The sequence below is a fragment of the Mesorhizobium sp. M0001 genome (assembly GCF_040324255.1).
Classification (GTDB): Bacteria; Pseudomonadota; Alphaproteobacteria; order Rhizobiales; family Rhizobiaceae; genus Mesorhizobium.
The window spans coordinates 468066-493465 of sequence record NZ_JAMYVS010000003.1; the positions used below are offsets into that span (position 1 = coordinate 468066).

The 25400-nt window shown below is 63.1% G+C and carries 22 protein-coding genes and 1 pseudogene; 10 read left to right on the top strand and 13 right to left on the bottom strand.

Annotated elements, in window-relative coordinates; genetic code table 11:
• Positions 1–56: 56 nt before the first annotated feature.
• The 7 genes from dhaL (at position 57) to NKK50_RS12170 (ending at position 5857) form a co-directional block, all read left to right on the top strand.
• The gene (dhaL, locus tag NKK50_RS12140; RefSeq protein WP_352543476.1) at positions 57–659 is read left to right on the top strand and encodes a dihydroxyacetone kinase subunit DhaL; all 603 of its coding nucleotides are present in this window, start codon (positions 57–59) and stop codon (positions 657–659) included.
• On the top strand, positions 656–1045 hold the full coding sequence (gene dhaM, locus NKK50_RS12145; protein WP_023690004.1) for a dihydroxyacetone kinase phosphoryl donor subunit DhaM: 390 nt from the start codon (positions 656–658) through the stop codon (positions 1043–1045). Before dhaL ends, dhaM begins: the two co-directional genes overlap by 4 nt.
• Positions 1046–1066: 21 nt before the next feature.
• Positions 1067–1369 (top strand): HPr family phosphocarrier protein, encoded by a 303-nt coding sequence (locus tag NKK50_RS12150; protein WP_023684207.1) that lies wholly within the window; start codon positions 1067–1069, stop codon positions 1367–1369.
• On the top strand, positions 1353–2939 hold the full coding sequence (ptsP, locus tag NKK50_RS12155; RefSeq protein WP_023745213.1) for a phosphoenolpyruvate--protein phosphotransferase: 1587 nt from the start codon (positions 1353–1355) through the stop codon (positions 2937–2939). Before NKK50_RS12150 ends, ptsP begins: the two co-directional genes overlap by 17 nt.
• A gap of 10 nt (positions 2940–2949) precedes the next feature.
• Positions 2950–3375 (top strand): hypothetical protein, encoded by a 426-nt coding sequence (locus tag NKK50_RS12160; protein ID WP_023668784.1) that lies wholly within the window; start codon positions 2950–2952, stop codon positions 3373–3375.
• A gap of 22 nt (positions 3376–3397) precedes the next feature.
• On the top strand, positions 3398–4384 hold the full coding sequence (dhaK, locus tag NKK50_RS12165; RefSeq protein ID WP_023736199.1) for a dihydroxyacetone kinase subunit DhaK: 987 nt from the start codon (positions 3398–3400) through the stop codon (positions 4382–4384).
• 447 nt (positions 4385–4831) lie between these two features.
• Positions 4832–5857 carry a nucleotidyltransferase family protein gene (locus NKK50_RS12170; protein WP_023696979.1) on the top strand — a complete coding sequence of 342 codons (1026 nt, stop codon included), beginning with the start codon at positions 4832–4834 and terminating at the stop codon, positions 5855–5857.
• Between the two features lie 17 nt (positions 5858–5874).
• Here the strand turns inward: NKK50_RS12170 and NKK50_RS12175 are convergent, their stop codons facing one another.
• The 4 genes from NKK50_RS12175 to NKK50_RS12190 all read right to left on the bottom strand — a co-directional run bounded on the left by NKK50_RS12175 (position 5875) and on the right by NKK50_RS12190 (position 8930).
• Complete coding sequence (locus tag NKK50_RS12175; protein ID WP_023696978.1) at positions 5875–6870, bottom strand: phosphoenolpyruvate carboxykinase (ATP); 996 nt, start codon at positions 6868–6870, stop codon at positions 5875–5877.
• Positions 6867–7301 (bottom strand): lasso peptide biosynthesis B2 protein, encoded by a 435-nt coding sequence (locus NKK50_RS12180; protein WP_023668789.1) that lies wholly within the window; start codon positions 7299–7301, stop codon positions 6867–6869. The genes NKK50_RS12175 and NKK50_RS12180 overlap by 4 nt, the downstream gene beginning before the upstream one ends.
• Positions 7301–7588 carry a PqqD family protein gene (locus NKK50_RS12185; protein WP_023684213.1) on the bottom strand — a complete coding sequence of 96 codons (288 nt, stop codon included), beginning with the start codon at positions 7586–7588 and terminating at the stop codon, positions 7301–7303. The genes NKK50_RS12180 and NKK50_RS12185 overlap by 1 nt, the downstream gene beginning before the upstream one ends.
• Before the next feature lie 544 nt (positions 7589–8132).
• Complete coding sequence (locus NKK50_RS12190; protein ID WP_245265548.1) at positions 8133–8930, bottom strand: DUF2259 domain-containing protein; 798 nt, start codon at positions 8928–8930, stop codon at positions 8133–8135.
• A gap of 218 nt (positions 8931–9148) precedes the next feature.
• On the opposite strand from NKK50_RS12190, the gene NKK50_RS12195 reads away from it, so the two are divergent.
• Positions 9149–11056 carry a propionyl-CoA synthetase gene (locus NKK50_RS12195; protein WP_352543477.1) on the top strand — a complete coding sequence of 636 codons (1908 nt, stop codon included), beginning with the start codon at positions 9149–9151 and terminating at the stop codon, positions 11054–11056.
• A 65-nt stretch (positions 11057–11121) separates the two neighbouring features.
• The gene (locus NKK50_RS12200; RefSeq protein ID WP_352543478.1) at positions 11122–11829 is read left to right on the top strand and encodes a metallophosphoesterase family protein; all 708 of its coding nucleotides are present in this window, start codon (positions 11122–11124) and stop codon (positions 11827–11829) included.
• Between the two features lie 89 nt (positions 11830–11918).
• Here the strand turns inward: NKK50_RS12200 and NKK50_RS12205 are convergent, their stop codons facing one another.
• The 6 genes from NKK50_RS12205 to NKK50_RS12230 all read right to left on the bottom strand — a co-directional run bounded on the left by NKK50_RS12205 (position 11919) and on the right by NKK50_RS12230 (position 19553).
• Entirely contained in the window at positions 11919–14297 is a 2379-nt protein-coding gene (locus NKK50_RS12205) for a polysaccharide biosynthesis tyrosine autokinase (RefSeq protein ID WP_023689994.1), read from the bottom strand.
• Between the two features lie 190 nt (positions 14298–14487).
• Entirely contained in the window at positions 14488–15384 is an 897-nt protein-coding gene (gene galU, locus NKK50_RS12210) for a UTP--glucose-1-phosphate uridylyltransferase GalU (RefSeq protein ID WP_023668795.1), read from the bottom strand.
• 75 nt (positions 15385–15459) lie between these two features.
• Positions 15460–16407: a glycosyltransferase family 2 protein gene (locus NKK50_RS12215; RefSeq protein WP_352543479.1), complete on the bottom strand. Its 948-nt coding sequence runs from the start codon at positions 16405–16407 to the stop codon at positions 15460–15462.
• A complete protein-coding gene (locus NKK50_RS12220) occupies positions 16397–17341 on the bottom strand; it encodes a glycosyltransferase family 2 protein (RefSeq protein WP_196813586.1) in 945 nt (314 codons plus the stop codon). Before NKK50_RS12220 ends, NKK50_RS12215 begins: the two co-directional genes overlap by 11 nt.
• Positions 17341–18336: a glycosyltransferase family 2 protein gene (locus NKK50_RS12225; protein WP_352543480.1), complete on the bottom strand. Its 996-nt coding sequence runs from the start codon at positions 18334–18336 to the stop codon at positions 17341–17343. The genes NKK50_RS12220 and NKK50_RS12225 overlap by 1 nt, the downstream gene beginning before the upstream one ends.
• Before the next feature lie 44 nt (positions 18337–18380).
• Positions 18381–19553, bottom strand: a complete 1173-nt coding sequence (locus NKK50_RS12230; RefSeq protein ID WP_023684222.1) for a glycosyltransferase — start codon at positions 19551–19553, stop codon at positions 18381–18383.
• A 294-nt stretch (positions 19554–19847) separates the two neighbouring features.
• Between NKK50_RS12230 and NKK50_RS12235 the strand changes: the two are divergent.
• Positions 19848–20897 (top strand): annotated as a pseudogene (locus tag NKK50_RS12235) (polysaccharide pyruvyl transferase family protein); the annotation flags it as partial.
• A gap of 225 nt (positions 20898–21122) precedes the next feature.
• On the opposite strand, the gene NKK50_RS12240 reads toward NKK50_RS12235, so the two are convergent.
• The 3 genes from NKK50_RS12240 to NKK50_RS12250 all read right to left on the bottom strand — a co-directional run bounded on the left by NKK50_RS12240 (position 21123) and on the right by NKK50_RS12250 (position 25215).
• Complete coding sequence (locus tag NKK50_RS12240) at positions 21123–22586, bottom strand: lipopolysaccharide biosynthesis protein (protein WP_023834382.1); 1464 nt, start codon at positions 22584–22586, stop codon at positions 21123–21125.
• A complete protein-coding gene (locus NKK50_RS12245) occupies positions 22583–23752 on the bottom strand; it encodes a glycosyltransferase (RefSeq protein WP_023736209.1) in 1170 nt (389 codons plus the stop codon). Before NKK50_RS12245 ends, NKK50_RS12240 begins: the two co-directional genes overlap by 4 nt.
• A gap of 221 nt (positions 23753–23973) precedes the next feature.
• Positions 23974–25215, bottom strand: a complete 1242-nt coding sequence (locus NKK50_RS12250; RefSeq protein WP_023736210.1) for a glycosyltransferase — start codon at positions 25213–25215, stop codon at positions 23974–23976.
• Between the last annotated feature and the right edge of the window lie 185 nt (positions 25216–25400).

The window sequence follows — 25400 nt, forward strand, 5'->3', positions numbered from 1 at the left end:
TGTCGAATGAAAACTCTTGCGATACTGCCGGCAGGATCGAAACCGGGAATCTGGACATGGCAGCGTTCGACCTTGCCAGGCTGATCACCGCCGCCGCGGACACGATCGCCGCTCACTCGGAAGAGTTGACCGCGCTCGACCAGGCGATCGGCGACGGTGACCATGGGCTGAACATGAAGCGCGGCTTCGAGGCTGTGCGCGCCGATGCCGGGGCGTTCGCTGCAAAGCCGCTGCCCGAGGCGCTGAAGGCGATCGGCACCAAGCTGGTGATGACGGTTGGCGGTGCGTCCGGGCCGCTGTTCGGTACATTGCTCCTGGCGCTGGGCAAGGAGATTTCAGGAGAGCCGGATCGCCCCAAGCTGACGGCTGCTTTCGGCAAGGCAATCGAGGCGGTGGCCGCTAGAGGCAAATCCCAGGTTGGTCAAAAGACCATGCTCGATGTGCTGCAACCCGTGCATCACGCATTGGTCAAAGGAAAGACGGCCATGGAAATCGCAGATGTCGCCGACGCGGCTGCCGAAGCGACCGTGCCGATGAAGGCAACACGCGGTCGCGCCTCATTCCTCGGCGACCGCTCAATCGGTCATATGGATGCCGGCGGACGCTCTGTGGCGCTGCTGGTGCGGACCGTCGCCGAAACCGTCGAGGGCCAAGCATGAGCAATGTCGGCATCGTCATCGTCTCGCATTCGCCGCTGGTTGCCGAAGGCACGGCCGACATGGTGCGGCAGATGGTGGGCGACGAAGTGCCGCTTGCATGGTGCGGCGGAAACGGCCATGGCGGGCTCGGCACCAGCGTCGAAGCGATCATGGGCGCCATCGACAAGGCGTGGTCGGAGGCGGGCGTCGCCATACTGGTCGATCTCGGCGGCGCCGAGACCAATTCGGAAATGGCGGTGGAAATGATCGGCGAGCCGCGGGCGCAGAAGATCGTCGTCTGCAACGCGCCGATCGTCGAAGGCGCGGTGATGGCTGCGACGGAGGCGTCCGGCGGGGCCTCGCTGAAGGAAGTGGTGGCGACGGCGCATGAATTGTCGCCGTCGTGAGCGAACGGGAATTTTGACCTGATGTCCGCATTTGCCGAGGCCACCGTCCTGATCACCCACGAGGTAGGTCTGCACGCGCGCCCTTCGGTGAAGTTCACCAAGCTTGCCAAGAGCTTTGCCGCCGAGGTGGAGATTGCGCTTGCCGCCAACGGCCCATGGTTCGACGCCAAGAGCATCGTCAAGGTGATGGCGGCCAGGGCGCCGAAAGGCACCATGCTGCACATCCGGGCCACAGGCGACGGCGCCGATGATGCCGTGAGAGCGCTGGCCGAGCTGGTGCGACGCGGTTTCGACGAGGATGCGGGCCATGCCCGAACCGCTTAGGCTGCAAGGCATTTCGGCCTCGGCCGGCTATGCCGAGGGGCCGTTGTTCAACCTCGACAACGGCACCGCGCACTACACGGGCAAGGCGAGCGCCGCGGACGAGAAGGCCGCATTGGAAGCAGCTATCGCCAGCGCGACGGACCGGCTCGCGACCCTGATCGAAACCGCCGATGACGAGGCCGCCGGCATTCTCGAATTCCAGCTCGCCATGCTTGGGGACGAGGCACTGACCGGCCCGGCTTTTGCCGCGATCGCGTCCGGCATGCCGGCTGACATGGCCTGGCGACAGGCGCTGGACGCCGAAATCTCCGGCTACGAAACGTCAGACCAGGACTATTTCCGGGCTCGCGCCGCCGATATCAGCGATATCCGCGACCGCGTGCTGCGCGCCCTTACCGAGGAGCAGGAGAGCGCTCCACCAGCCGGCGCCATTCTCTATGGCGAGGACATCGCGCCGACGCGCTTTCTCGAGACCGACTGGAGCACCGGCGGCGGCATCGCGCTGAGGGCCGGCAGCGCCGCCAGCCACGTCGCCATGCTGGCGCGCTCGCGCGGCGTGCCGATGGTGGTGGGGCTTGGCGCTTCGCCGGCTAATCCCGTCGGTCTGGCTCTGCTCGATGCGGAGCATGGCGGTATCGTGCTTTCGCCGACCACGACCGAGATCGAAGCGTTCCACCGGTCCTCGTCCTCGTTTGTGGCACATCGAGATAAGGCCGGAGTCTATCTCGCGAAACCGGCGGTAACCCGGGCCGGGACGACAGTGCGCGTGCAGGTCAACATCGCCGATCCGTCCGAGGTCGACGGCATCGACATTTCGACCTGCGACGGGGTCGGGCTGATGCGCACCGAATTCCTGTTCGGCAAGGCGCCGCCGGACGAGGAGACGCAATACCAGGCCTATCGCAAGGTGCTGGAATGGGCAGGCGACAAGCCGGTAACCATCCGTACCGTCGACGCCGGCGGCGACAAGCCGGTGCCGGGCTTCACCGTCGAGGAGAGCAACCCGTTCCTCGGGCTGCGTGGCATCAGGCTGTCGCTGGCAAGGCCGGAGGTGTTTCGCGTACAGATCCGGGCGCTGCTGCGCGCGGCGGTGCACGGCAATCTGAAGGTGATGTTTCCGATGATCGCCGTCGCGGAGGAATACCAACGCGCCGCCGCTCTGTTCGTGGAGGAGCAGGCCGGGCTTGCCGCGCGCGGCATCGCGCAAAAAATGCCGCCGCTCGGCATCATGGTCGAGGTGCCTTCGGTGGCGATCGCGCCGGAGGCGTTCGCCGATGTCGCCTTCTTCTCGATCGGTTCGAACGATCTGACCCAATATGTAATGGCGGCTGCCCGCGATAACGCAGCCGTGGCGCATCTTAATTCTGTCCGCCATCCCGCCGTGTTGCGGCTGATCGGCTCGGTTGCCGCTTTTGGCCTGCGCGCGAAAATCCCAGTCAGCCTGTGCGGCGATGCCGGCGGCGATCCGGCATCGATCCCGGCACTGCTCGAGGCCGGCCTGCGGGATCTCTCGGTGGCTCCCGCCCAACTCGCCATGGCCAAGGCGGCCATCTCGGATGCATCGGTCTAGGATGACTGAGATGGCCGACAAGACACCAGAAGCCGGCTCCGAAGAGGCGATCCGCGCCTACAAGACGATCCTGTCGCAGGTCATCGACCAGCGACCGTCGGGTATGCGACAACGCCTTGCCGACGCGCTTGGCAAGCACCGCAGCTTCGTCACCCAGATTTCCAGCGCGGCCTATTCGACCCCGATCCCGTCAAAACATCTGCCGGCTATTTTTTCGGTCTGCCATTTCAGTCCGGCCGAGCGCGATCAGTTTCTGGCTGCCTATCATCTGGCGCATCCCGGCAAGATGTCGGTTGCGGCAGGCATGCGCAAGACCCGGCATGTCTCGCTGATCGTGCCCGATTTCGGCGACGACAAGCAGAATGCAGCGCTCGACAAGGCGATCAACGAATTCATCCAGAAGATCACCAGCATCACCGGCAGGAGTGGCGGCTGATCGTGTTGTGTCGGGAGGACACATGAAGAAGTTTATGAATTCCGTCGACACGGTGCTGACCGAAAGCCTCAACGGCTTCGTTGCAGCTCATGCCGACATCCTGGTGCTGGGCGAGGAGCACAAATTCATTCGCCGCAAGGTGATGAAGCCGGGGAAGGTGGCGCTGATCTCGGGCGGCGGTTCCGGCCACGAGCCGTTGCATGCCGGCTTTGTCGGTCACGGCATGCTGGACGCCGCCTGCCCCGGCCAGGTCTTCACCTCGCCAACGCCGGACCAGATACTGGCGGCGGCCGCCGCCGTCGATACCGGCGCCGGCTGCCTGTTCATCGTCAAGAACTATGAAGGCGACGTGATGAATTTCGACATGGCCGGCGAAATGGCCGACGGCGTCCTGCAGGTGGTGATCAATGATGACGTCGCCGTCGAGAATTCGTCCTTTACGACCGGCCGGCGCGGCGTCGCCGGCACGCTGGTGGTGGAGAAGATCGTCGGCGCCGCCGCCGAGCAAGGCATGGCGCTGGCGGATCTCAAGGCGCTCGGCGGTCGCATCAACAGCGCGACGCGTTCGATGGGCGTGGCGCTGACCAGTTGCACGGTGCCGGCGGCCGGCAGGCCGACCTTCGAGATTGGTGATGGCGAGATGGAATTCGGCGTCGGCATTCATGGCGAGCCCGGCCGGCGTCGCGACACGTTGAAAAGCGCCGATGCGATCGCCGAAGAGATTTGCGCCGCGATCCTGGGCGATCTCGGCGACAGGGCGAAAGGCCCGGCACTGTTGTTCATCAACGGCTTTGGCGGCACGCCGCTGATGGAGCTCTATCTGATGTACAACAGCGCCCGAAACATCTTCGAAAAACAGGGCGTGACGGTGACCCGCTCGCTGGTCGGGTCCTACGTGACATCGCTCGACATGGCCGGCTGCTCGATCACGCTGACCATGCTGGATGACGAGGCAACGTCAATGTGGGACGCGCCGGTGCAAACAGCCGCGCTGCGCTGGGGACTGTAACGGAGGGGCCTTGCCCATATCCCGAACAGGCGGCTTATGAACTTGCCTTAGCCTGCGGGACCGGACGGACCGTTACCCGCAGTCACGCCGACAGATTGCCCGCCTGCAGCGCGGCTTGCCTTGCGGCCGACCGCTCCGGCTTCATCCAAACCGAAGCCGTAGAAGTCTTATCGCGGTATCGGCAGCGACGGCCCGGCCACCACGCTGGACAACTTTCCTGCCTTGCGCAGCACGGGCGCTTCATACTTTTTCTTGGCCATTCCAAACACCCTTTTCAGTCCAGTGCAAAAGAATGGACCGAAACCGTGGAAAGTCAATTCATGAGCTGGTTCTGCCACCACACGCTGGCTTCATGCATGCTTTTCTGCAACATACGCTCCTCTGAGTTGGTTGTTTGACGCAATTCCGGACGGGAATTGCTGATGTGGGCGAACGCAATCCGGGTTGATGCTGCCATCTCTTGCGCCTGCCGATGAAAAACTGCTGCTGACCTTCGCCGACCCGGAGGCGACGGTTGCCGTTGGCCGTGACGTTGCTGCCGAAAGCTTGCTGGCACTGCTCGCCAATGCCGAGTTCCACGGCGTGCTGCCGATCATGCTGCGCAAGCTCAGCGAGATCGGCGACGCCCAACTGCCTGCGGACGCAGCCTTGCGGCAAAAGCTGTCGGAACTGCGTGATCGCTCGACGCTGGCGACCGGCCAATCGATGCTGCTGCAATATCATGGCGACCGCATCATGAAGGCATTGGCGGCGAAAAATGTTCCGGCCCGCATCGTCAAGGGTCCGGTCTTCGCACGCAAACTTTACCGCCACGCCGCTGACCGGCCGTTCACCGACATCGACATTCTGGTCGAGCCGGCCAGCATCATTGAAGCCAACACGGTGATTGCCGGATGCGGCTTCGAGCTCTGGAGCGGCGAGGCGCAGTCGCAGGATCTGCAGGAGTTCAAGTGGCTGGAGAAGGAGAATACCAGCCTGCTGATCGAACTGCACGGCAACCTGGTGCATGATTCCGGCATGCGGCGGCGGCTGTCGCTGGGCTTTCGCGAATTGCAGATCATCGACGGCAGCGAGGCCGACACGCCGGCCGCGCTGCTGACCATCGCCATTGTCCACGCCGCCGGCGGGCACAAATTCCACCGGCTGCAGCTTTGCGTCGATGTGCTGCAGGGCGTGCGCGCGCTGCGGTCGCCCGCGGATGAAGACCGGCTTTTCGAGGCGGCGCGCATCAGCGGCATCGAGCTCGAACTGGCGACGGTTCTCAATGTGACGGGGCGGCTGTTTGATGCACCGCGCGCGATCGAACTGGCCGACCGCATCAAGCCCGACCTCTCGATATTTTTGGCCAAATGGCTGATCACCGGCGATACGCTGCTCGGCGTCAATTCCAGGGACAAGATGCATTCGCGCCTGCGCCGCGACGCCTTCCGCTGGATCCAGCGGCTCGCCAGGCCAAAGTCACGTTTTGCCTGAACTTGCCGCGCCGGCCGTCAGTCCGGCGCCGGCAGCGCGGCGCGGATCAACGGTGACGCCTCGGCCGGTTTTTCGCCGACTTCCAGCGTAAATGTCGGGACGGCCTTTACCAGCGTTGCGATGGTTGCCATGCGGCGCTTCTGCGCCGGCAAAAGGCCGGTCATGCCGGTCCTGACATTGTCGGTGGCAAGCGCCACCATGGCGTCTGTCCTGGTCATGGGCACGAGCCGGGTTTGCGCGTCCGCCGAGCGGGCGAGATGAAACAGTGCCGCAACCGGTCTGCCGACAGTTTCCTCGATGCGGATGATCTCGGCGAGACGTTCCAGCGAGACGGCCTGCTCGCCATTGGCGTCCCATTTGTCGCCAAGGCAAGGGGCCACGAAGGGCAGCATTGCCACGGTGTGGCGGTGGACCTTCACCTTGCGCGGCAAGCCCCAGGCCGTGATGCCGCCACCGGCCAAAACCTTGAGGATCATGGCGTCATCCGAGCACAGGCCGAAACCTTGCGACGCCAGCGCCAGCGACGTCGTCGACTTGCCGGTGCCGCTCGGCGCATGGATCAGCACGAGCGCCTCGCGGCCGGGCAATGTCAGGCCGGCGGTGTGCAGCATGTGCTGGTCGCCGGCATCAAGTGCTGCATCCAGCACCATCATCAGCACCGTCCATTTGACCTTGGCATCGGGATGGACTCGTATCTCGGCCCAGCCTCCATCGGCATTGATCGAGACGGTCTGCAGGCCGGGAAAGACCAGATGAACCGTGCCGCCATCGTCGATCAGCCGGCAATGGCCGTCCTCCGGCACCTCGCCGTCGAAAGCGAGTTTTCCGGCAGGCGATTCCGGTAACTCCCGCGTCTCGACGATGTCGACGCGGAAATCGGGCTCGGCCGGCCCGCTCACGCGCAACGTGCCGAGCATGAGGTCGAAGCTCGGCCAGAGATCGGCCCGCGAGGCCGATATGCTGATGACCTGGCCCTGGAGATCGTAGCAGAAGGTGGTCGCCGGACCGGTCAAGCAGCGTGTGCCTTTCCGGCATCGGCGTGATGGCGATAGATCTGGACCATGCCGGGGAGGCTGTCCGAGACCACTGGGCGGCCATCGAGACAGACCCAGCAATGGGCAGACATACGCGGCGCCTGCATCGACTTCGGATCGACGCCGAAGCGCAGATCCGGATCGAAGCCGGCAAAGCGCAGGAAGCGGTGGGCGAGCAGGCCCTCGCGCAGGCATCTGCGGTCGCGCATCAGCCAGGGGTGCCGGACAGTCCGGTTGACGGCAGCGACGATGTAGGCTGACGACAGGCCGCGATAAGGGGTGGGTGCGCTGAGCGGCGCCCATTTCAGCACCGATTCGAAGCTGCGGCGGCCGATCAGGGTCGGCATCAGCCGCGCGCTTGCCCATAAATGGACACGAAACAAAGCGCGCAGGAGAACGCCGTCCACCATCAGGGAGCCGGGTCGGCGAGAATGCCTTCGCTCACCAGTTCGGCGGCCAGCGCCGCCATGTCCTGGTCGAGCGTGCCCTTGTCGACCTCGAACTCGTCGGACAACAGGACGACGATCTGGTCGAGGCTGCGGGCGCCGTCCACCTTGTCGAGAAAGGCTTCGGTGGTGCCGTTGCAGGTGTAAAGCTGGCCGCTGCGCGCCAAGAGCACGACGGCGCCATCGCCGACATGCTGGACCGAGGCGTCGTCCGCCAGCCGCAGAACCATTTCAGAACCGATTTGGGCCATGGAGCCCCTCCACCATTTTCCTGGAGAGCAGATAGCGCGGCGATGCGGGTCTGTCCATTGCGCGGGCGAGAGGGAGAACAGGCAGGCCCGACCGTTCTGTGGCAATCCGGCAACGCCAAAATCCTCACGACACACGCAACCGAAGACGGCGGAGACATCCAATCCTGAGCTGTGGTAGCTTCCACATTATTCAGGGTCTTAAAACAGGGAAGCACCCCAGAAATAGTCGGTGATTGCAGCTGGTAATCACCGCCGCAAACCGTCAAGCCGGCTATCTCGCAGGGTCAAGGTCTTGCTTTTCCTACCTAAAGTAAGCTATGCAGTCGCGGGGTTTTGGGAGAGCATTGGGTATGCGTTACAATTGGGAGCGGGCGCCGACCGCGTTCGAACGTCATCGAAAAGCGTTGGCAGCCGCCATATTGATTGCGGGTGGCGTCGGGCTGATGCTGGCGGCCTTGCCGCTTTAAGACTGATATCCGACACGAACGCCCTGCTTTCTCCGGGCGCATGAGCTTTTTCTGCCTGCCACAAGACGGGCCGCGGCTTAGCGTGCCTGGCCGGTTACGGCGATGAAGCGGCGGTCGCGTCCTTCGAAGCCCTGGCTGAAGCGCTGCACCAGCACCGCCAGTACCGCGGGCCTGCCGGGCGGGGTGTATTCGTAGGATTCCGACAGGCTGTAGGAAGTCGGGCAGTTGCGCGAGCCCGGCACGGCCTCATCCTCGTGCAGCACCTTGAACGCCTTGCCGTCCTGCCCCTGCAGCGACAGGCGGAAGCCGCGCGCCTTGCCCGTCTTGTCCCCTTGAAGTGTCTTGTCGCCTTGAAGTGTCTTGTCCCCCTGAAGAGGCTGGTCGCCTTCCTTGGCGTCATCAAAGCTTGCCGAGCAATCCTCCTTGCTGTCGGCCAAAATCTCATCGAGCTGGATGGTCGAAATCTGTGTTTCGCCATAGAACGGCGACAGCCATTTCTGCGCGGCCTGCTCGAGGCGGGAAATGTCGTTGTACTCGACCGTGTCGTCCGGGAAGGTGAACCTGTCGGAGGCCGTGCGCGTGCCGCGCTCGGCGATGCCGTATTTAGCCAGGATTGGCGCGGCCTGCTTTGCGGCCTGCGCCCGTGCCTGCTCCACCGTCGTGGTCGCCTCTTCCGATTCGTCGAGGACAAGGATCGGCTTGCCGCCGACGAACTCGTCTGTGCTTGTGTCGATGATGTCGATCTGCGACCAGCCGGAAACGGCAGCGTCGAGCTCGCCATATTGCTCGAAGGCGAAATATCTGCCGTCGGGGGAAAAGCCGATGATGCGCCGCGCGGCGGCATCGCCGGCCTGGGCGGCGGAAACGATCGTCAACAGCAGCGCTGCTCCAACGGCAGATCCAACCCCGTATCGTACCGTCATTGCGCGCCCTGCCCCGATTTCAAACCCGGCCATGGTGCCTGCAATTTATGGCCAAGGCGAGATCGGCCAAGCCCCAAATTTCGGGAAAGACATGGCATTTGGGGAAAGACGTGGCCGGGAAAACCCGCATAGGCTATTGCAAGATAGAGAGTTTTCCCGAGGAGGGATGAATGGCGTCACGCTACCACGAGGTCTATGACGGCTGGAAACGCGACCCGGAAAAATTCTGGGCCGCTGCCGCCGAGGCGATCGACTGGTATTCGCCGTGGACCAGCGTCTTCGATGCCAAGGCCGGCGTTTACGGGCGCTGGTTCAACGGCGCCAGCTGCAACACCTGCTTCAACGCTCTCGATCGCCATGTCGCAAGCGGCCGCGCCGACCAGATCGCACTTATCTACGACAGCGCGATCACCGGCACGGTCAAGAAATTCACCTATGCCGAATTGAAGCGCGAAGTGGTAGCGCTGACTTCGGTGCTCAAGAACCGCGGCATTCACAAAGGCGACCGCGTCATCATCTACATGCCGATGGTGGCCGAAGCGGCGGTCGCGATGCTTGCCTGTGCCCGCATCGGCGCGGTGCATTCGGTGGTGTTCGGCGGCTTTGCCTCGCACGAGCTCGCCACCCGCATCGACGACGCCAAGCCGAAGCTGGTCATCTCCGCGTCCTGCGGCCTGGAGCCTGGACGTGTCGTGGCCTACAAGCCGCTGCTCGACAAGGCGATCGAAATGTCCCGCCACAAGCCGGACGCCTGCCTGATCCTGCAGCGCGACCAGCTGCGCTGCGATCTGAGGGAGCATTACGATATCGATTTTGCCGACGCCGTTGCCCGCGAGCGCGCCGCGGGCGCCAACGTCGATTGCGTTCCGGTGCTCGCCACCGACCCGCTCTACATCATCTACACCTCCGGCACGACCGGCCAGCCTAAGGGCATCGTGCGCGACAATGGCGGCCACATGGTCGCGCTCAAATGGACGATGGAAAACGAGTTCGGCGTCAGACCGGGCGAAGTATTCTGGGCGGCCTCCGATGTCGGCTGGGTGGTCGGCCATTCCTACATCGTTTACGGACCGCTGCTGCATGGTGCGACAAGCGTGCTGTTCGAGGGCAAGCCGATCGGCACACCCGACGCCGGCACCTATTGGCGGGTGATCGCAGAACACGGCGTGGTCGCGCTGTTCACCGCGCCGACGGCCTTCCGCGCCATCAAGGGGCAGGACCCCAAGGGCGAATTCGTGCCGAAATACGATCTGTCGAAATTCCGCACTCTGTTCCTGGCCGGCGAACGCGCAGACCCGGAAACCATCAAATGGGCGGAGCAGAAACTCAACGTGCCGGTGGTCGATCATTGGTGGCAGACCGAGACCGGCGCGCCGATGACCATCAACCCGGCGGGCCTCGGCCTGCTGCCGGTGAAATACGGCTCGCCCGGCGTGCCGATGCCGGGCTACGACATTCGCGTGCTCGACGATGCCGGCCATGAAGTGCCGCGCGGCACACTTGGCAATGTGGTGGTGAAACTGCCGCTGCCGGCCGGCTGCCTGCCGACGCTGTGGAATGCCGACGAGCGTTTCCGGCAAGCCTATCTCGAGGAATTTCCCGGCTTCTACAAGACGGCCGATGCCGGCATGATCGACGAGGACGGCTACCTCTATGTCATGGCGCGCACAGACGACATCATCAATGTCGCCGGACACCGGCTGTCGACCGGGGCCATGGAGGAGGTGCTTTCAGCGCATCCCGATGTTGCCGAATGCGCCGTCATCGGCGTCGCCGATGTGATGAAGGGCCAAGTTCCGCTCGGCTTCGTCGTGCTCAATGCCGGTGTGTCGCGCGATACTGCTGCTATCGAAGGCGAAGTGGTGGGGCTGGTGCGCGAACGGATCGGCCCGGTCGCCGCCTTCAAGACGGTGGTGACGATCAAGCGCCTGCCCAAGACGCGCTCCGGCAAGATCCTGCGCGGCACCATGCAAAAGATCGCCGACAAGGAAGAATGGACGATGCCGGCGACCATCGACGATCCCGCTATTCTTGACGAGATCACCGCGGCGCTCAAAGCCCGCGGCATCGGGGTCTGACGGCCCCAGTGGCGTTGTTTCAGCGGTCCAGACCTCCCCGGCCGGCGCCGCGCGAGCGCCTGGAAATGGATTCGGACGACACCGTCGTCTACGCGATCGGCGACGTGCATGGCTGCTACAAGGAATTGCTGTCGCTGGAGCAGAAGATCCAGCTCGACGCGCTGCAATTTCGCGGCCGCAAGATTATCGTCATGCTCGGCGACTATATCGATCGCGGGCCGCAATCGGCGCGCGTGCTCGACCATCTCTTGGCGCTGCCGCCAACAGGGTTCCTGCGCGTCTGCTTGGCGGGAAACCACGAGGTGGCGATGCTGAACTATCTCGACGGCTATCTGTCGCGGGACCGCTGGCTGGCGGTCGGCGGCCGCGAGACGCTGTTTTCCTATGGCGTCGATCCGGCGCGGCTTGCCAGCCTCTATGCATCAAGCGACGCGGTCGACCGGCGCGTGAAGGAAGTCATCCCGGCCAGCCATATCGATTTCCTGCGCAGCCTGCCGGTCTTGCTCTGCTCGGATAAATTCGTCTTCGTCCATGCCGGTATCAGGCCGGGTATCGACCTGGTCGCACAGGATGAGCAGGATCTGCTCAACATCCGCGACGAGTTCTTCAACGCCGGCCATCTGCTCGACCGCCTTGTGGTGCATGGGCACACGCCGGTCGATATCCCCAGGCTTGACGGGCGAAGGCTCGGCATCGACACCGGCGCCTTTCAGAGCGGACGGCTGACAGCGCTCAGGATCGCGGGTAAATTCGGCAAGCTGATCTTTTCCTGACCTGCCGTGCTTCTTCGTTTGAGCGTGATCCTTTCCGAAAACCGGATCCGCTTTTCCGGATCACGCTCCTTTTCAGGATCGCGCTCCGTTCAGGCGGCGGTCTTGGCCCGCACGTCCGATTTCTCCAGATAGTAGGTCGAATAGCGGTCGAAGAACTTTTCCGAGCCGCCGAGCGAGCCGTATTTCGGCAGCTTCTTCAGATCGACCTTGTTGAGCACGGCGCCGACGACCTTGCTTGCGACGTAGGGTTCCTGCTCCAGCAGCGAGCGCACCATGGCGCGCGGCGTGCGGCCCCATTCGGCAACCAGCACGAAGCCGTCGACCAGCGGCGCAAACGCCTTGGCGTCGACCACGGGGCCGAGCGGCGGCAGGTCGACGATGATGTACTCGAACGTCTCCTTGGCGTTGTCGATGAAGCGCCGCATGCCGGCCGACGACAGCAGCTCGCTGGTATGCGAGAACTGCCCACGCAGCACGGCCGGGATGATCGCCAGCTTGGTCTGGCGGTCGACTTTGCCGACCGACTGCCAGGTCTGGCCGTTGACCACGGCCTCCATCAGCCCCTGCTCGGCCTCCATGCCGAGGTTGCGGCTGAGGCCAGGATTGCGCAGATCGGCGTCGATCAAAAGCGTCTTCGAGCCGTTGGCGGCCAGCAATCCGGCGAGATTGGCGGCGACCGTAGACTTGCCCTCGCCGGGCAGGACCGAGACCACGCCTATGACCCGGCTGCCTTGCCCTTCCATGACGACGTCGAAGGCGATCTTGGCGTTGCGCAGCGTTTCGGAGAACATCGATGCCGGCGCATCGACGCTGACCCGCATGCGCGCCCGTTTCTCGGCCGCCGACAATGTGTTGGCGCCTTTGGCATCCGCCGCACCGCCGTCGGCGTCCTTGCCGAGCCTGCCGCCGATCATCGGCAAATAGCCGAGGAATTTGAGGCCGACGCGATCGCGAATGTCCTCGCCGGTCCTGAAGAAGCGCTCGTTGAACTCATTCAGGCCACCGAAGCCGGCGCCAAGCAGCACGCCAAGCACCAGCGACAGCGCCAGCACCCTGGAGGTGCGCGGGCTTGAGGCGGAAAGCGGCGTTGAGGCATCCGAGATGATGCGGACCTTGCCGACCGGGAAGGATTGCTGCTGCGAGGCCTCCTCGTAGCGGCTAAGGAAGGTCTGGTAGAGCGTGGTCAGCGCCTGCGCCTGCTGGTCGAGTTCGCGCAGTTTGACCTGGCTCTGGTTGTCGATGGAGCTCTTGCCGGCCGCGTCGGCGATCTTCTGCCTCAGTGAGGTCTCGCGTGAAAGCGCGACTTCATATTCATTGCGATAGCTTTCGGTCAGTTGCTTCAACTCGCCGAAAATCTGGGTCGACAGGTCGGCCTTTTCCTTGGCCAGCGCCACCGCCTGCGGATGGTCGGCGCCGAAATTGGCCGTCACGTCCTGCAGCCGCTTGGCCACTGCGAGGTAGCGGGTCTTGAGCGTTGCAATGACGGAGCTTGCCGGCTGATCGCTTGAGATGGCGGAATCGTTGAAGGCATTGTCCGAGCCGCTTTCGACGATGGTCTTGTATTGCTGATAGCGGGCGCTGGCGCGCGCCGTATCGGCCTGCGCGACGATCAGTTGCGCGGTCAGATCGGCAATCTGCTTGTCGCTGATCAGCTGGCCGTCGCTGTTGGCGGCCAGACCATGCTCGGCCCTGAATTTCTCGACCGCCATAGCGGCCGCCTGTGAGTTCTGACGAAGCTCGGTCAGCCGGCCCTGCAGCCAGACCGCAGCGCGCTCGGTGGCGTCGAAGCTGGCATTGAGCTGGTCGGCGAGATAGGCGTCGGCATAGGCCTTGGTGATGGCGGTGGCGAGCGCCGGATTGGTCGACTGGTAACCGATGGCGAGCACATAGGAGCGGCCGTTGCGCTGCGCCAGCACCTCGCTCTGCAGCTTCAGCACGGCATAGTCGTGGCGCGCCGTCTGCATCATGGCCTGGCGTGTCGCCTCATCGACGTTTTCCATGCCGGGAATCTGCTCGGCGGAACTTGAGCGGAAATAGCCGATCACGCCGCGCACGAAGCCGATGCCCTTGACCAGCGCCGATTGCGGCGGGTTCATGAACTCTGCGTTCTGGTCGAGTTTCAGCTTGTCGACCACCACCGAGGCCAGCCGCGCCGAGGTGATGATTTCGATCTGGCTGAGCAGGGCGGCGTCGGTCTGCATGGTGACGGATGCAGCCGAGATGTCGTCGATGACCTTGTTCAGGCCTTCGTCGATCAGCACGCTGGCGACCGACATGTATTGCTTGGGCGTGGTCTGCAGATAGAGCAACCCCAGGAACAGGCCGATGATGGCGCAGACCGCCACCACCTTGACCTGACGCGCCGCCATGCCAAGCAGGCGCTCGACGTCGATGAAGTCTTCACCCTTTTCCTGATCGGGGTTGGGCAATGGCATCCTCTTGTCGAGAGGAAAGCTGGCATAATTCATCTTCGATCCAATTCTAGGTTACAGGCGCCGGAGCGAGACGGGTCAGGTCCCACCTCGTCCGAAGCTGCGGAGATCGGGGGCAAGATATGCAACGCAAGCTTCATGCCATCCGGCGCCGGGCCTGAGCGGCCAGGCGTGCAGGCATGAGCCGCGCCATCGTCCAAACGCATATGCCCTCGAAAGATGGGCATTATGCGGCCACTTCCTGACGCTCATGCGACCGCACGAACGCCTGCAGCATTTCCAGCACAGGTCCCTTCATGTCGTCGCGCGCCAGCGCGAAGGCGATGGTCGCCTCTATGAAGCCTTCCTTGGAGCCGCAGTCGAACATGCGGCCATTGAAAGGCTGGGCAAAGAAAGACTGGCTTTTCGCCAGCCGCACCATGGCATCGGTAAGCTGGATTTCGTTGCCGGCGCCGCGCTGCTGGTTGCCCAGCAGCGAGAAGATCTCGGGCTGCAGGATGTAGCGGCCGTTGATGTAATAGTTCGACGGCGCATTGGCCGGCGCCGGCTTTTCGACCATGGCCGTCACCTCGAAGCCGCTGCCTGTCTCGGCGCCGCGCCCGACGATGCCGTATTTGCTGGTCTCGCTGGGATCACAGCGCTCGACGGCGATCACATTGCCGCCGGTCTGCTGATAGAGATCGACTGTTTCAGCCAGGCAACCTCGGCGACCGAACGACACCATATCGGGGAGCAGCAGGGCGAAGGGCTCGTCGCCGATGACTTCGCGTGCGCACCACACCGCATGGCCGAGACCATGTGGCGACTGCTGGCGGATGAAGCTGGTGGCGCCGGCCACGGGCAGCATGCTTTCGAGCGCCTCCAGCTGGGTCTTCTTGCCGGTTTGTTCGAGCGTTCCAATCAGTTCGGGGTGCAGGTCGAAGTAGTCCTCGATGACAGCCTTGTTGCGGCCGGTGACGAACACGATGTGCTCGATGCCGGCTTCGAAGGCCTCGTCCACCGCATATTGGACGACCGGCCGGTCGACCACGGGCAGCATCTCCTTCGGAATCGACTTGGTTGCCGGCAGGAACCGTGTTCCAAGCCCCGCCACAGGGATGACTGCCTTCCTGATTTTCTTCATCGCAAATTCCTTCTGAGCAGATCGATTTCAGCCTGTTGCAGGCCACGAACAAACGTCTTCATGTACTCGCCCTCCTTACTCCGCGCCGACAGCAAACTGCGCCGCCACCCTTTTGAGGCGGACGGCGATCGGCATCGACATGTGCCTGACAGCCGCCGGATCACTTAGCGCGGTGCGTATCGCTTTCAACGGCGAACGCGCCTTGATGTGCTGGACCAGCGACAGGAACGATGCCGCCTTGCGCAGGCTGCGGGCGCGTTTGGCGAAGGCGGCCGCAGCAGCAGCGTCCATGGAATTGGTCTCGGCGAAGACCGCGTCGGCCTTGCGCATCGCCTCGATATGGTGAAGCTCGAGCACGCGCGAGATCGAGCCCGTGCGGATGTGGTAGATATAGCCGGTCGTCGGCTCGACGACGCATTTTCCGCCCTTGGCCAGCGCGTTGGCGAGCAGGATGTAATCCTCGCCTATGCTCAGACTTTCATCATAGCGAAGCCCGTTTTCGATCAGGAAACGGCGCTGGAAGATCGGCTTGAGATAGCCAAGGTTGAACGTGGATTCGAAAACGATGTTGCCAGCGATGTAGTCGGCGAGCGTGATTTCACGCAGGCCCTCCAGATATTCGGCGGGAAACATCGTCGCTTCGGCAATGCCGTCCTCGCGCACCACCTGGAGGTTGTCGACGGCGATCACAGCGCCCGCGCTTTCGGCCCGCGCGATCATGGCAGAAAGCCGCCCGGGCAGGACGGCATCGTCGGAATCGAGCACCGCGACCCAGCGGCCGGAAGCCAGTTCGAGCCCGGCATTCCTGGCGCCGCCAGGGCCACGATTTGCCGGCAGCGCAACCACTTTGACGACATCTTTTGGATAGGCTCTTGCGACGTCGGGCGTGTTGTCGCGCGACTGGTCATCGGCGACGATGATTTCGACGCTGACATCGCGCTGGGCCATGGCGCTTGCGATCGCCCGGTCGAGCGTGGCCGCGGCATTGTAGGCTGCGATGACAAAGGAGACGTCAGGCTGCACGCTTGCCTCCTTGCTGCGGGGAAGACAGTCCGTATTGGCGAATTTCGCTGATACCGACCAGGCCGCTGACGACGCCGACATGCATGATGCCGCGCAGCACGCTGCGGTTGCGGCGGACCGGGCTAATCGCGGTCAACGCCGCCATGCCGAAGCAATAGACGGCCTTGGCCGAGGCAAGGCCGACAGCCTTCGCACGCTCTATCACGCCTGCGTCATGGCCGATGAGGTGGCCGTGCGTCTGGCCGAAGCGGAAGCGGCGGCGGCGCAGCCAGTCGAAAGCGGCTCGCGAACGCGGCACGACTTCCTCGACCCACGCCTCCGGCGCAAAGGCGATGCGACCGCCTGCCTTGACCATGCGGTTGAAGAATTCGGTGTCCTCGCCGCCGCTCTGGCCGCGCGCCAGGCTGAAACGACGGTCGCGCAAGCTGTCGGCGCTCATCCTCAAAAGGACGTTGCAGGTGTAGCCGGTGCGGATTTCGCCCTGCACCCAGACCGGCAAGGTCGAATGGAAATCGCCCTTGCGCATCCAGTCCGGCGCATCCGGGCGGTAGAGCGCCCGCACCGGACCGAGCACGGCCTCGGCGCCCCTTGTCTCCGCGATAGCAATCAGTTCGGCCAGCCATTGCCGGGAAGCGGTTTCATCGTCGTCGATGAAGGCGACAAAATCGGCCGTGCTGGCATCAAGACAGGCGTTGCGGGCAACCGAGATGTTGCGCGCCGGAGCGTGCCGGTAGCGGGCCACGAGCTTCAATTCGCTCGCCAGCGCGGTCACCAGCGGCTCGGCGGTCGGCTCGTCGTCATTGTCGGCGACGATGACGCCGATGCCGAAACCGGCAGGCATATCCATGGCAGCGAGCGACCGCAGCGTGTCGGCCAGTTCCGGCCGCCGGAACGTGCAGACGCAGATGTCGATTCGGCGGCTGTCGGCGACCATCATGCCACCCCGCGCTGCGATCGCGAGCCGAGCAGTTGCAGCCAAAACCCGAGCGACCAGCCGAAATGCATGACCATCGCCGAAATGCCCGCCAGCACATTGTTGGGACTGCGCTGGCTGATGGCGGTCACAGCGCCGTAGCCCAGACAGACCGAAGTCCAGACCAGCAGCGGCACCGCCGCCAGCCAGTGGATAAAGGAAAATACCGCGAGAAGGACGACCGGCGCCACCAGCAGCGGGATCATCTGCCGAGCTTTCGGGATCATGCGGTGCTTGAGCACATTCTTGGCGCGGCCGCGGCCATAGCCGAGATATTGAAAATACAGGCCCTTCAGCGACGAACGCGGATAGTAGACCATCTGGGTCTTGCCGCTCATCCAGATGCAGTAGCCAGCCTGGCGCAGCCGGTAGTCGAGTTCGGCATCCTCATTGTGGCTGAAGGTCTCGTCATAGCCGCCGACCGCGGTGAAGGCCGAGATCCGGATCAGCGCGTGATGGCCATGGTCCACCCATTCGCCGGCGGAAAGGTGCCGGTGCTTGGAGCCGCCGGTGCCGAGCTTGGAATTCTGCGCCGCCGCGACCGCTTTCTGCACCGCGCCGCTGCCGCTGGTCAGCATCGAGACGACGACCGAATCGGCTGAAGTGGCGAGCGCCTCCTCGACCAGCCGGTCGCAATAATCGGCGGGATAGCCGCCATGGGCATCGATGCGGATCAGATATTCGGCGCCGTCACCGAGGCAGGCAACGGCGAGGTTGATCGCCGCGCTCTGGATACGTTTTGGGTTGTGCAGGAGGACGACCTGAGGGTCCTTGGCCGCAACCGCTTCGACAATGGCCAAAGTGCCGTCGGTGCTGCCGCCATCGGCAACGACGATGCGGGCGCCGAGCCTTAGCGCTGCCGGCCTGAGCTGCTCGAGCAGCGCGCCGATATGGGCTGCCTCATTCAGGCACGGAATGACGATCAGGCTTGGCGGCAGCGCTTCGGTTTGCGTCATCGGCGCCTTCCCATGCTCTGTACTTTTCCCATCATCAGCCATCGCTAAGCCAGCGCTTCGGTGACGAAGGGACCTGGGACCGCCGCCAGACCGCGCAGCCTGTCGACAAAGGCGCGGCAGTCGCTGCGGTCGTAGCTCCAGGTTCGTGGGTTGCGGGCCAGCACACGCGCCTTGGCCTTGCCGAAGTGCTCCTGGTCCATGCGGCCGAGCGCGGTTTCCAGGATTTCGGGCGTGGCATCGGAAAGCAGGACGCCAATGTCCTGCTGGTCGAGAAAGCGCCCGGTCTCGGTATTGCCCATCGAGATCGGCACGGCGCCGAAGCGGCAGCCCTCATAGAGGCGGTTGGGCAGCAGCCATTCCGAATTCTGCCCTTCCTCGAAGAAATCGATCGCCCAGGAAAAATGCACTTCGCCGTAGATCGCGGCCATGTCTTCCGGGTTGCGGTAGGGGCCACGAAAGGAGAGATAGGGTTCGGCCTCGACAAAAGCGTGGAAATCCGGGAATTCCGAGAGTGCCGGACGGCCCCGGAGGACGACCTCGAAGCGCCCGCCCTGACGGCGCGTGAAGTCGGCCAGCAGCTCCAGCGAGCGGCGGCAGCGCAGCGCGCCGAACCAGCCGATGCGCCACGGGGGTGCTGCAGGGTTTTCGGCCTTTGACCTGTCATCCAAGGCGATCGGCGCGGTTTCGAAGTATTTGTTTTCGACCAGTTCCACCGGTGCGGCGACCTGCCCGAACGGCTTGAAATAATTGGCGATGAAGGCCGGTGAGCTCGTCACCAGAAGCTTCACGTCGCGGGCGAGATAACGCTCCGCTGTGCGCAGTGCTTTGCCCAGCATGTCATTGCGCAGCACCAGGCGATGGATGTCGAGGCATTCGTAGACGATCGGCACGCCGCCGCGAAAGGCGGCCTTGGCGCGCCTGGCCAGCGCCAGCATTTCCAGATTGCGCGCGATGATGAGGTCGGGCTTCGGCATCGCCGCAAGCTTTGAGCCTATCGACAGCGCCGCCTTGGCGACCGCCGCCAGACGCTGGCCGAATCGGCCGTCACGCGTCGCGCCGAGGTCGACCGGCTGCAGCCCCTCGACGTCGGGAACAGCATTTGTGGTCCGACGGAAGCCGGCCAACGTGACCCGCGCGCCGCCTGCCTTGAGCATTATGATCCGCCGGCGCACCGCCGGGTCGGAAACATCGTGCACAAGGTACAAGACATGCAGCATGAAAACTCGACCGCTGTTGGCCCACCCACGGGAATGCTAACCCAGCTTTTGCTGCATCGCAACATTTTTGGTGCGCCGTAGCATAAGTGCACCTTTTTTGTTGCACTGCAAAATTGATGCGTTACCCTCCGTCGGGCTTGAGCGCCGCTCTGGCTGGTCACCCAGCCCGATGCAGCGATGGATTGTGACGCGAGCCGCATCGGGATCGTCCTGGCGTGGGTATTTTCGGTCACCATGCCCGTCCTAGGCACCGCAGGCCACGCCGCGGAATCTGCTGACGAAATGAGGTATCCCATGAAGATCGTCGTTGAAAACACAGTCTGCCTGAATACCGGGGATGCGGCGATTCTGCTGGCGATCCGCCACATTCTCAAGACGATCGTGCAAGGCGACGTGCGGTTTGCCGTCTTCGACAGCCAGCCCGAGGTTGCGGAACGACTCTATCCGAAGACGGATTATCCCGACCTCGAATTCCATAAGCTGCTGTCGGAATCCCTGTTCCGATACAAGAATGGCAGCGGGCTGAGGGACCGGTTCAAGCCGATCTACAATCGGCTCGTTCTCCAGGCCCTGCGCTGGTTTGGCAGCAGCGCGCTAGGCAATTTTTTCAGCCATCGCGACCGGCGCGGTCTCGATATCTACGCCGACGCGGACATGGTGGTCACCACAGGGGGAACCTATCTCGTCGAGAACTACAATCTCGAACGACGCCTCAATCAGTTCAGGCTCGATGCCGTATTTGGCAAAGATCCGGTCTTCTTCACGCAATCCCTCGGTCCGTTCGACAAAAGTTACAACCGCCAGGAGCTTGGCCCGATCTTTGACCGCAGTCCGCTCATCCTGTTGCGCGACGAACGGTCGCGGACCCATATCCGGGACTTGGTGAAGGATCTCGGCAAGTGCCACGTGGTGGCCGATGCCGTATTCGCCTTGGCCGATACCGACAGGATCCGCAAGCGTCTCGCTTCCAGCCAGCCGCCGGCGTCGACGGGCCGCGTCGCTATTTCGGTCCGCCACTGGAACTACGTCAGCGACGGTGAGGGCGGCATGCGCCGCTATCTGGATTCGGTCCGCGAGATCGCCACAATTCTTGTCAGGGACCTTGGCAAGGAGGTGACCTTCGTCTCCACGTGTCAGGGCGTGCCGGAATATGCCCATGACGATTCCAAGACCGCACAGGCCATCGTTGCCGAGCTCGATCCTGAGATCGCCAGCCACGTGACAGTGGACGCTTCGTTCCACACGCCGGACCAGTTGATGGCGCTGGTGAAGGGCTTCGACTTCGTCGTCGCGACGCGCATGCATATGATGATCATGTCGCTTTGCGTCGGCACGCCGGTGCTGCCGATCGCCTACGAGTTCAAAACCAAGGAAGTGGCCAAGCGAATCGGTGTCGACGATGTGCTGCTCGACATCGACACCGTGACGCCCGAAGAGGCGCGCGAAAAGCTCGGCCGATTTGCGGGAAATCTCGACCGCTATCGCAAGACAAGCCTTCAGGCCGTGCTCGAAGAACATGCTTCGGCAATGTCGGCCACAAACCTGCTGGCGCCGCTGATCGCCGGCCGCTCAGCGGATATTGCGCGCGGCGTTGGACAGGGTGGTGAACAAAGCGCGTCGCGACTGCGGGACGGCAAGCATGAAAACGAGACCGATGCCGTAGTTGAGGGCAAGCGCCAAAAAGACCGCGAGCAGGTCTGACCGGCCCGTTAGAGACGCCGGCAACCACAGGTACAGGAACCAGGCAAGCAGGGACGAGGCGATGAAAAGCCCCTGCATGAGCAGGAAGTCGGCGGCGGTCACCGGACCGACGCGATGGACCAGTAGCGCCAGCACGGGAACGCGCAGCACGTAACCGCTGATGGCATAGGCCGCGGCAACGCCGACGGCGCCCCAGTGCAGGCCAACGACGAAGGCAGCGACGGTCGTCAGCGACGAATAGATGCCCCAATGGAACATGGTCTTCGTCTTGCCCTGACAGATGAATATCCATCCCGTCGTGCTTGAAACGGACTGGACCAGGCTGGCGATGCCCAGCCAGGCAAAGATCGGTGCGACCGGTGCCCAGCCCGCGCCGAAGAGAAGTCCGACGATCTGATTGGAGGTCAGCGTCAGCGCCGCGATGCCCGGCATGGTAACGGCCGCCAGCATCCAGTTGGTGCGCACATAGATATCGCGAAAGCGGGCCTTGTCATCGTGGATGCGGCTGAGCAGCGGCACCATGACCCGTGTAAGCGGCTGGTTGATGTTCTGAAGCGGGAACAACAGGAGCTTGTAGGCGCGGTCGTAATAGCCGAGTTCGATCGCCCCGGAATATTTTCCGATGAGAATGTTGTCGAGATTGCGCGAGAAGAAGTTGGCGAGGTTGAAGCCGGTCAGGTTGGCGCCGAACGACAATATATCGGCATCGACCTTCAGGTCCGGCCGCAAAGGCGTCCAACGCGCCACCAGCCAGGCGGCAGCCAGGGCGATAGCTGCCGAAACCGCCGGGCCGATGACCAGCGACCAGTAGCCCAACCCCGCATAGGCCGCGATCGCGGCGGCCAGAAGTCCGGCGGCGGCGCTTATCACGTCGTTCAGTGCGAGCTGGCCGAACTGCAGGTGCCGGTTCATCAACGCCAGCGGCACTGCGGCGAGACTGCCGAGAAGCAGCGGCAGGGCGGAGCCAAGGGTGATGCCGGACATACGTTGATCGCCATAGAACGCGGCGATGGCAGGCGCCAGGCCGGCCACTACCACGGCACTACCCAGCCCGACGAGCGCGCTGATCCAGAACACCTGGTTGAGCTGCTGGTTGCTGATGTCCTTGCGCTGAACCACAGCCTGCTGCAGGCCCAGATTCTGAAGCAGCCCGACGAAGGCCACGATCGGCCCGACGGAAGCCACCAGACCGAAATCCTCGGGGACGAGCAGACGGGCCAGCACGATGACGGAGAGAAACTGGATCGCCATCTTGAAGCCCTGGGCGCCGATGGTTACCAGCCCGCCGCGCAGGGCGACACGACCGAACTGGGGGGGCGGATTGGCGTTCATGCAAGCGACCTCGTTTCGCCAAGCCGCATGGCGATTTCCACGAAATGTTGGTTCAGCAGATCGGAGTTGAACTCGGCCTCGATCTTCTTGCGCGCTGCGAGAGCGATCTCTTCACACGGCTTCGGATTCTCGGCGATCCAGGCAAGCTTTCCGGTCAGCGCCGCAACGTCCCGCTCAGCCACGAGAAAACCCGTCTTGTGATCATCGATCAGTTCAGGGATCCCGGAATGATACGTGCTGACCACCGTCAGGCCGGCGGCCATCGCTTCCATCAGGGAAACCGGAATGCCTTCCAGATCGCCATCGCGGGCGCCGACGCTGGGCAGCAGGAACACATGCGCATCGCGCAGACGCTGTTTGACTTCGCTGTGCGGCCGGGGCCCAAGAAAATTCACCCTGTCGGCAATGCCAAGCTCTGCGGCGATCCCCTTCAGCTGCTCGAGAAGTTCTCCGCCGCCGATCACCGAGTAGATCCAGTCTCGCCGCGGCAGGCCAGCAAGCGCGCGAAGCGCATATTCGATGCCCTTCTTTTCAGTCAGGCGGCAGACCGAGATGAAGGAGAGCGTAGCCTGCTCCCATGAACGCCACCGATAGTCGATGTCACTCGGCCGCACCCCCATATGGTGAACCACAACCTGCTCCGGCGATGCACCGACCTCAATCAAGGCATCGCGGAAAAACGCATTCACCGGCAGTTGAAGAACGCCCTTTTCGAACACAATCTTGTAGCGCGCGAGCGTATTGTCATGCAGCGGTTCGCCGACATCACGGCCGTGAAATATCGTCACCAGGGGAGCGGAAATCCTCCCGCGCTTGATCGCGCGGGCCACGCGCATGCCGTTGTTGCCGAAATGGGCAACGATGACGTCGGCGCCCTGCAGTTTTCGCGCATGAGCAATGTCGATGGCGGTCGAGAGCTTGTCCCAGAACCTGCCGGACCACTTCCTGAGCAGCGGGCGATAGCGACCCAGGCCACCCCACCAGCATACGACCTTTCCTGGCAACGCCTGCCAGCGCGGATCATCGATGTTGCTGTCCCTGCCGAAGGACGTCTCGTTGCAGACGACGCCGACTTCCATGCCGCGCTCAAGGCATCCGGCTATCTGGTCGAGAACAAAGGTTTCGGACAATGAGGGAAACTTGTCGACTACAAAGCAGATCTTCATCGGCAGGATGCGCTCGTCCGGGGAGCCGGTGTCCCTTTGACAAAAGCCGGGCCGAAGACAGGGTGGCGGAAGCACAAGACATGCAGCATGGAACTCTACCGCTGTTGGCCCACCCGCAGGAACGTTAGTACAGGTCTTGCTGCACTGCAACATTTTTGGTGCAGTGTAGCAAGATTTCCCTCAGCTTGGCGTGCCTGCCGATCAAACGCAGAGGAGCAGTGTCAGCCGGCAGATGAAGGATCCGCCAAGCCCTCGGAAACGCCGACATGACCGGTGGGTGCATGCGCAGGGCTCGATGTGGCCAGTTGGGTAACGATCTGCGCAAAACGTTCATTCAGAACATCTGCGTTGAAGTCCTCCTCGACTTTGCGGCGTGCGGCAAGCGCGATACGCTCGCATTCGGTCGGGTGCTCCGCGGCCCAGGTAAGCTTGCCGGCAAGCGCTGAAATATCTCGCTCGGGCGCAAGCAACCCCGTCTCCCCATCCTTGATGAGCTCCGGGATTCCCGAATGATACGTGCTGACCGCAATCAATCCGGCGGCCATGGCCTCCATGAGCGCGACCGGAATGCCTTCCATATCCCCGTCGCTGGCAGTGATACTTGGCAGCAAAAAGAGATGCGCCATGCGAAGCCGTCTTTTCACCTCTGCGTGAGGGAGGCTGCCGAGGAATGTTACGCGACCAGCCAAGCCCAGCTCTACGGCCAGCTTCTCCAGATTCATCCGCAGAGGACCGTCGCCAACAATGTCGTAACGCCAGTCTAGCTGCGGCTGGGAGGCCTTGAGGGAGGCCAGGGCTCGCAAGGCGAACTCGACGCCTTTCTTTTCGACCAGGCGGCAAACCGTCGTCACGACCAGTTGGGTGCCTTCCCACGATTCCCAGCGATAGCCGATTTCGCGGGTGTCAATTCCCATATGGTGGACCGTCGTGCTCGCCTGGGACAGGCCGGCTTCCAGCAGCATCGTGCGGAAGTAATCGTTGACGGGCAGGTTCAGGGTCCCATGCTTGGTCAGCCCGGCATATTGTGTCGCGAGCACTGCCTGCCGCGCCGGGATCGCCACGTCCGCGCCGTGAAAGATGGTTATGATCGGTGGTTTGAGCACCTTCCATTTCTTCAGTGCGGCTGCTCTCTCGCCGTTCTGTCCGAAGTGGGCGACAATCACGTCGCAGCGGTTCAGGCGGCGTGCAAAGGCGATGTCGAGAACGGTCGAGGCCTTGTATCGCAGACGCGGCGGCAGACGCTGTACAAATTTGCTGATTACAGCGGCCCATCGCCACCAATGTCGGGTTCTGGCGAGCAGCGTCGCCATCGGCTCGCTTTGCCGGTCAATTCGGTGGTCACCTTGCATCTTTTCGCAGACCACTTCGACCTGAAAGCCCCGCGCCAGCAGCCCAGCCATCTGGTCCACGACGAAGGTTTCCGAAAGCAGAGGGAATTCGCCGACGACAAAGCCCACGCGCATGACCCGCCCATAAGGTTGGGGCTTGCTCGGACCAAGCGGTCCATATCGCACAAGCCCTAATGTAGACAGGCAGAATACACGTTGATTGCTGCAGTGCCACAAAATATTGCACTGCAGCAATTAAAAGTGATCCGCACGGGCGCACGACGCCTGGACCTGGCTAACGGGAACTTTGCGCGACCACG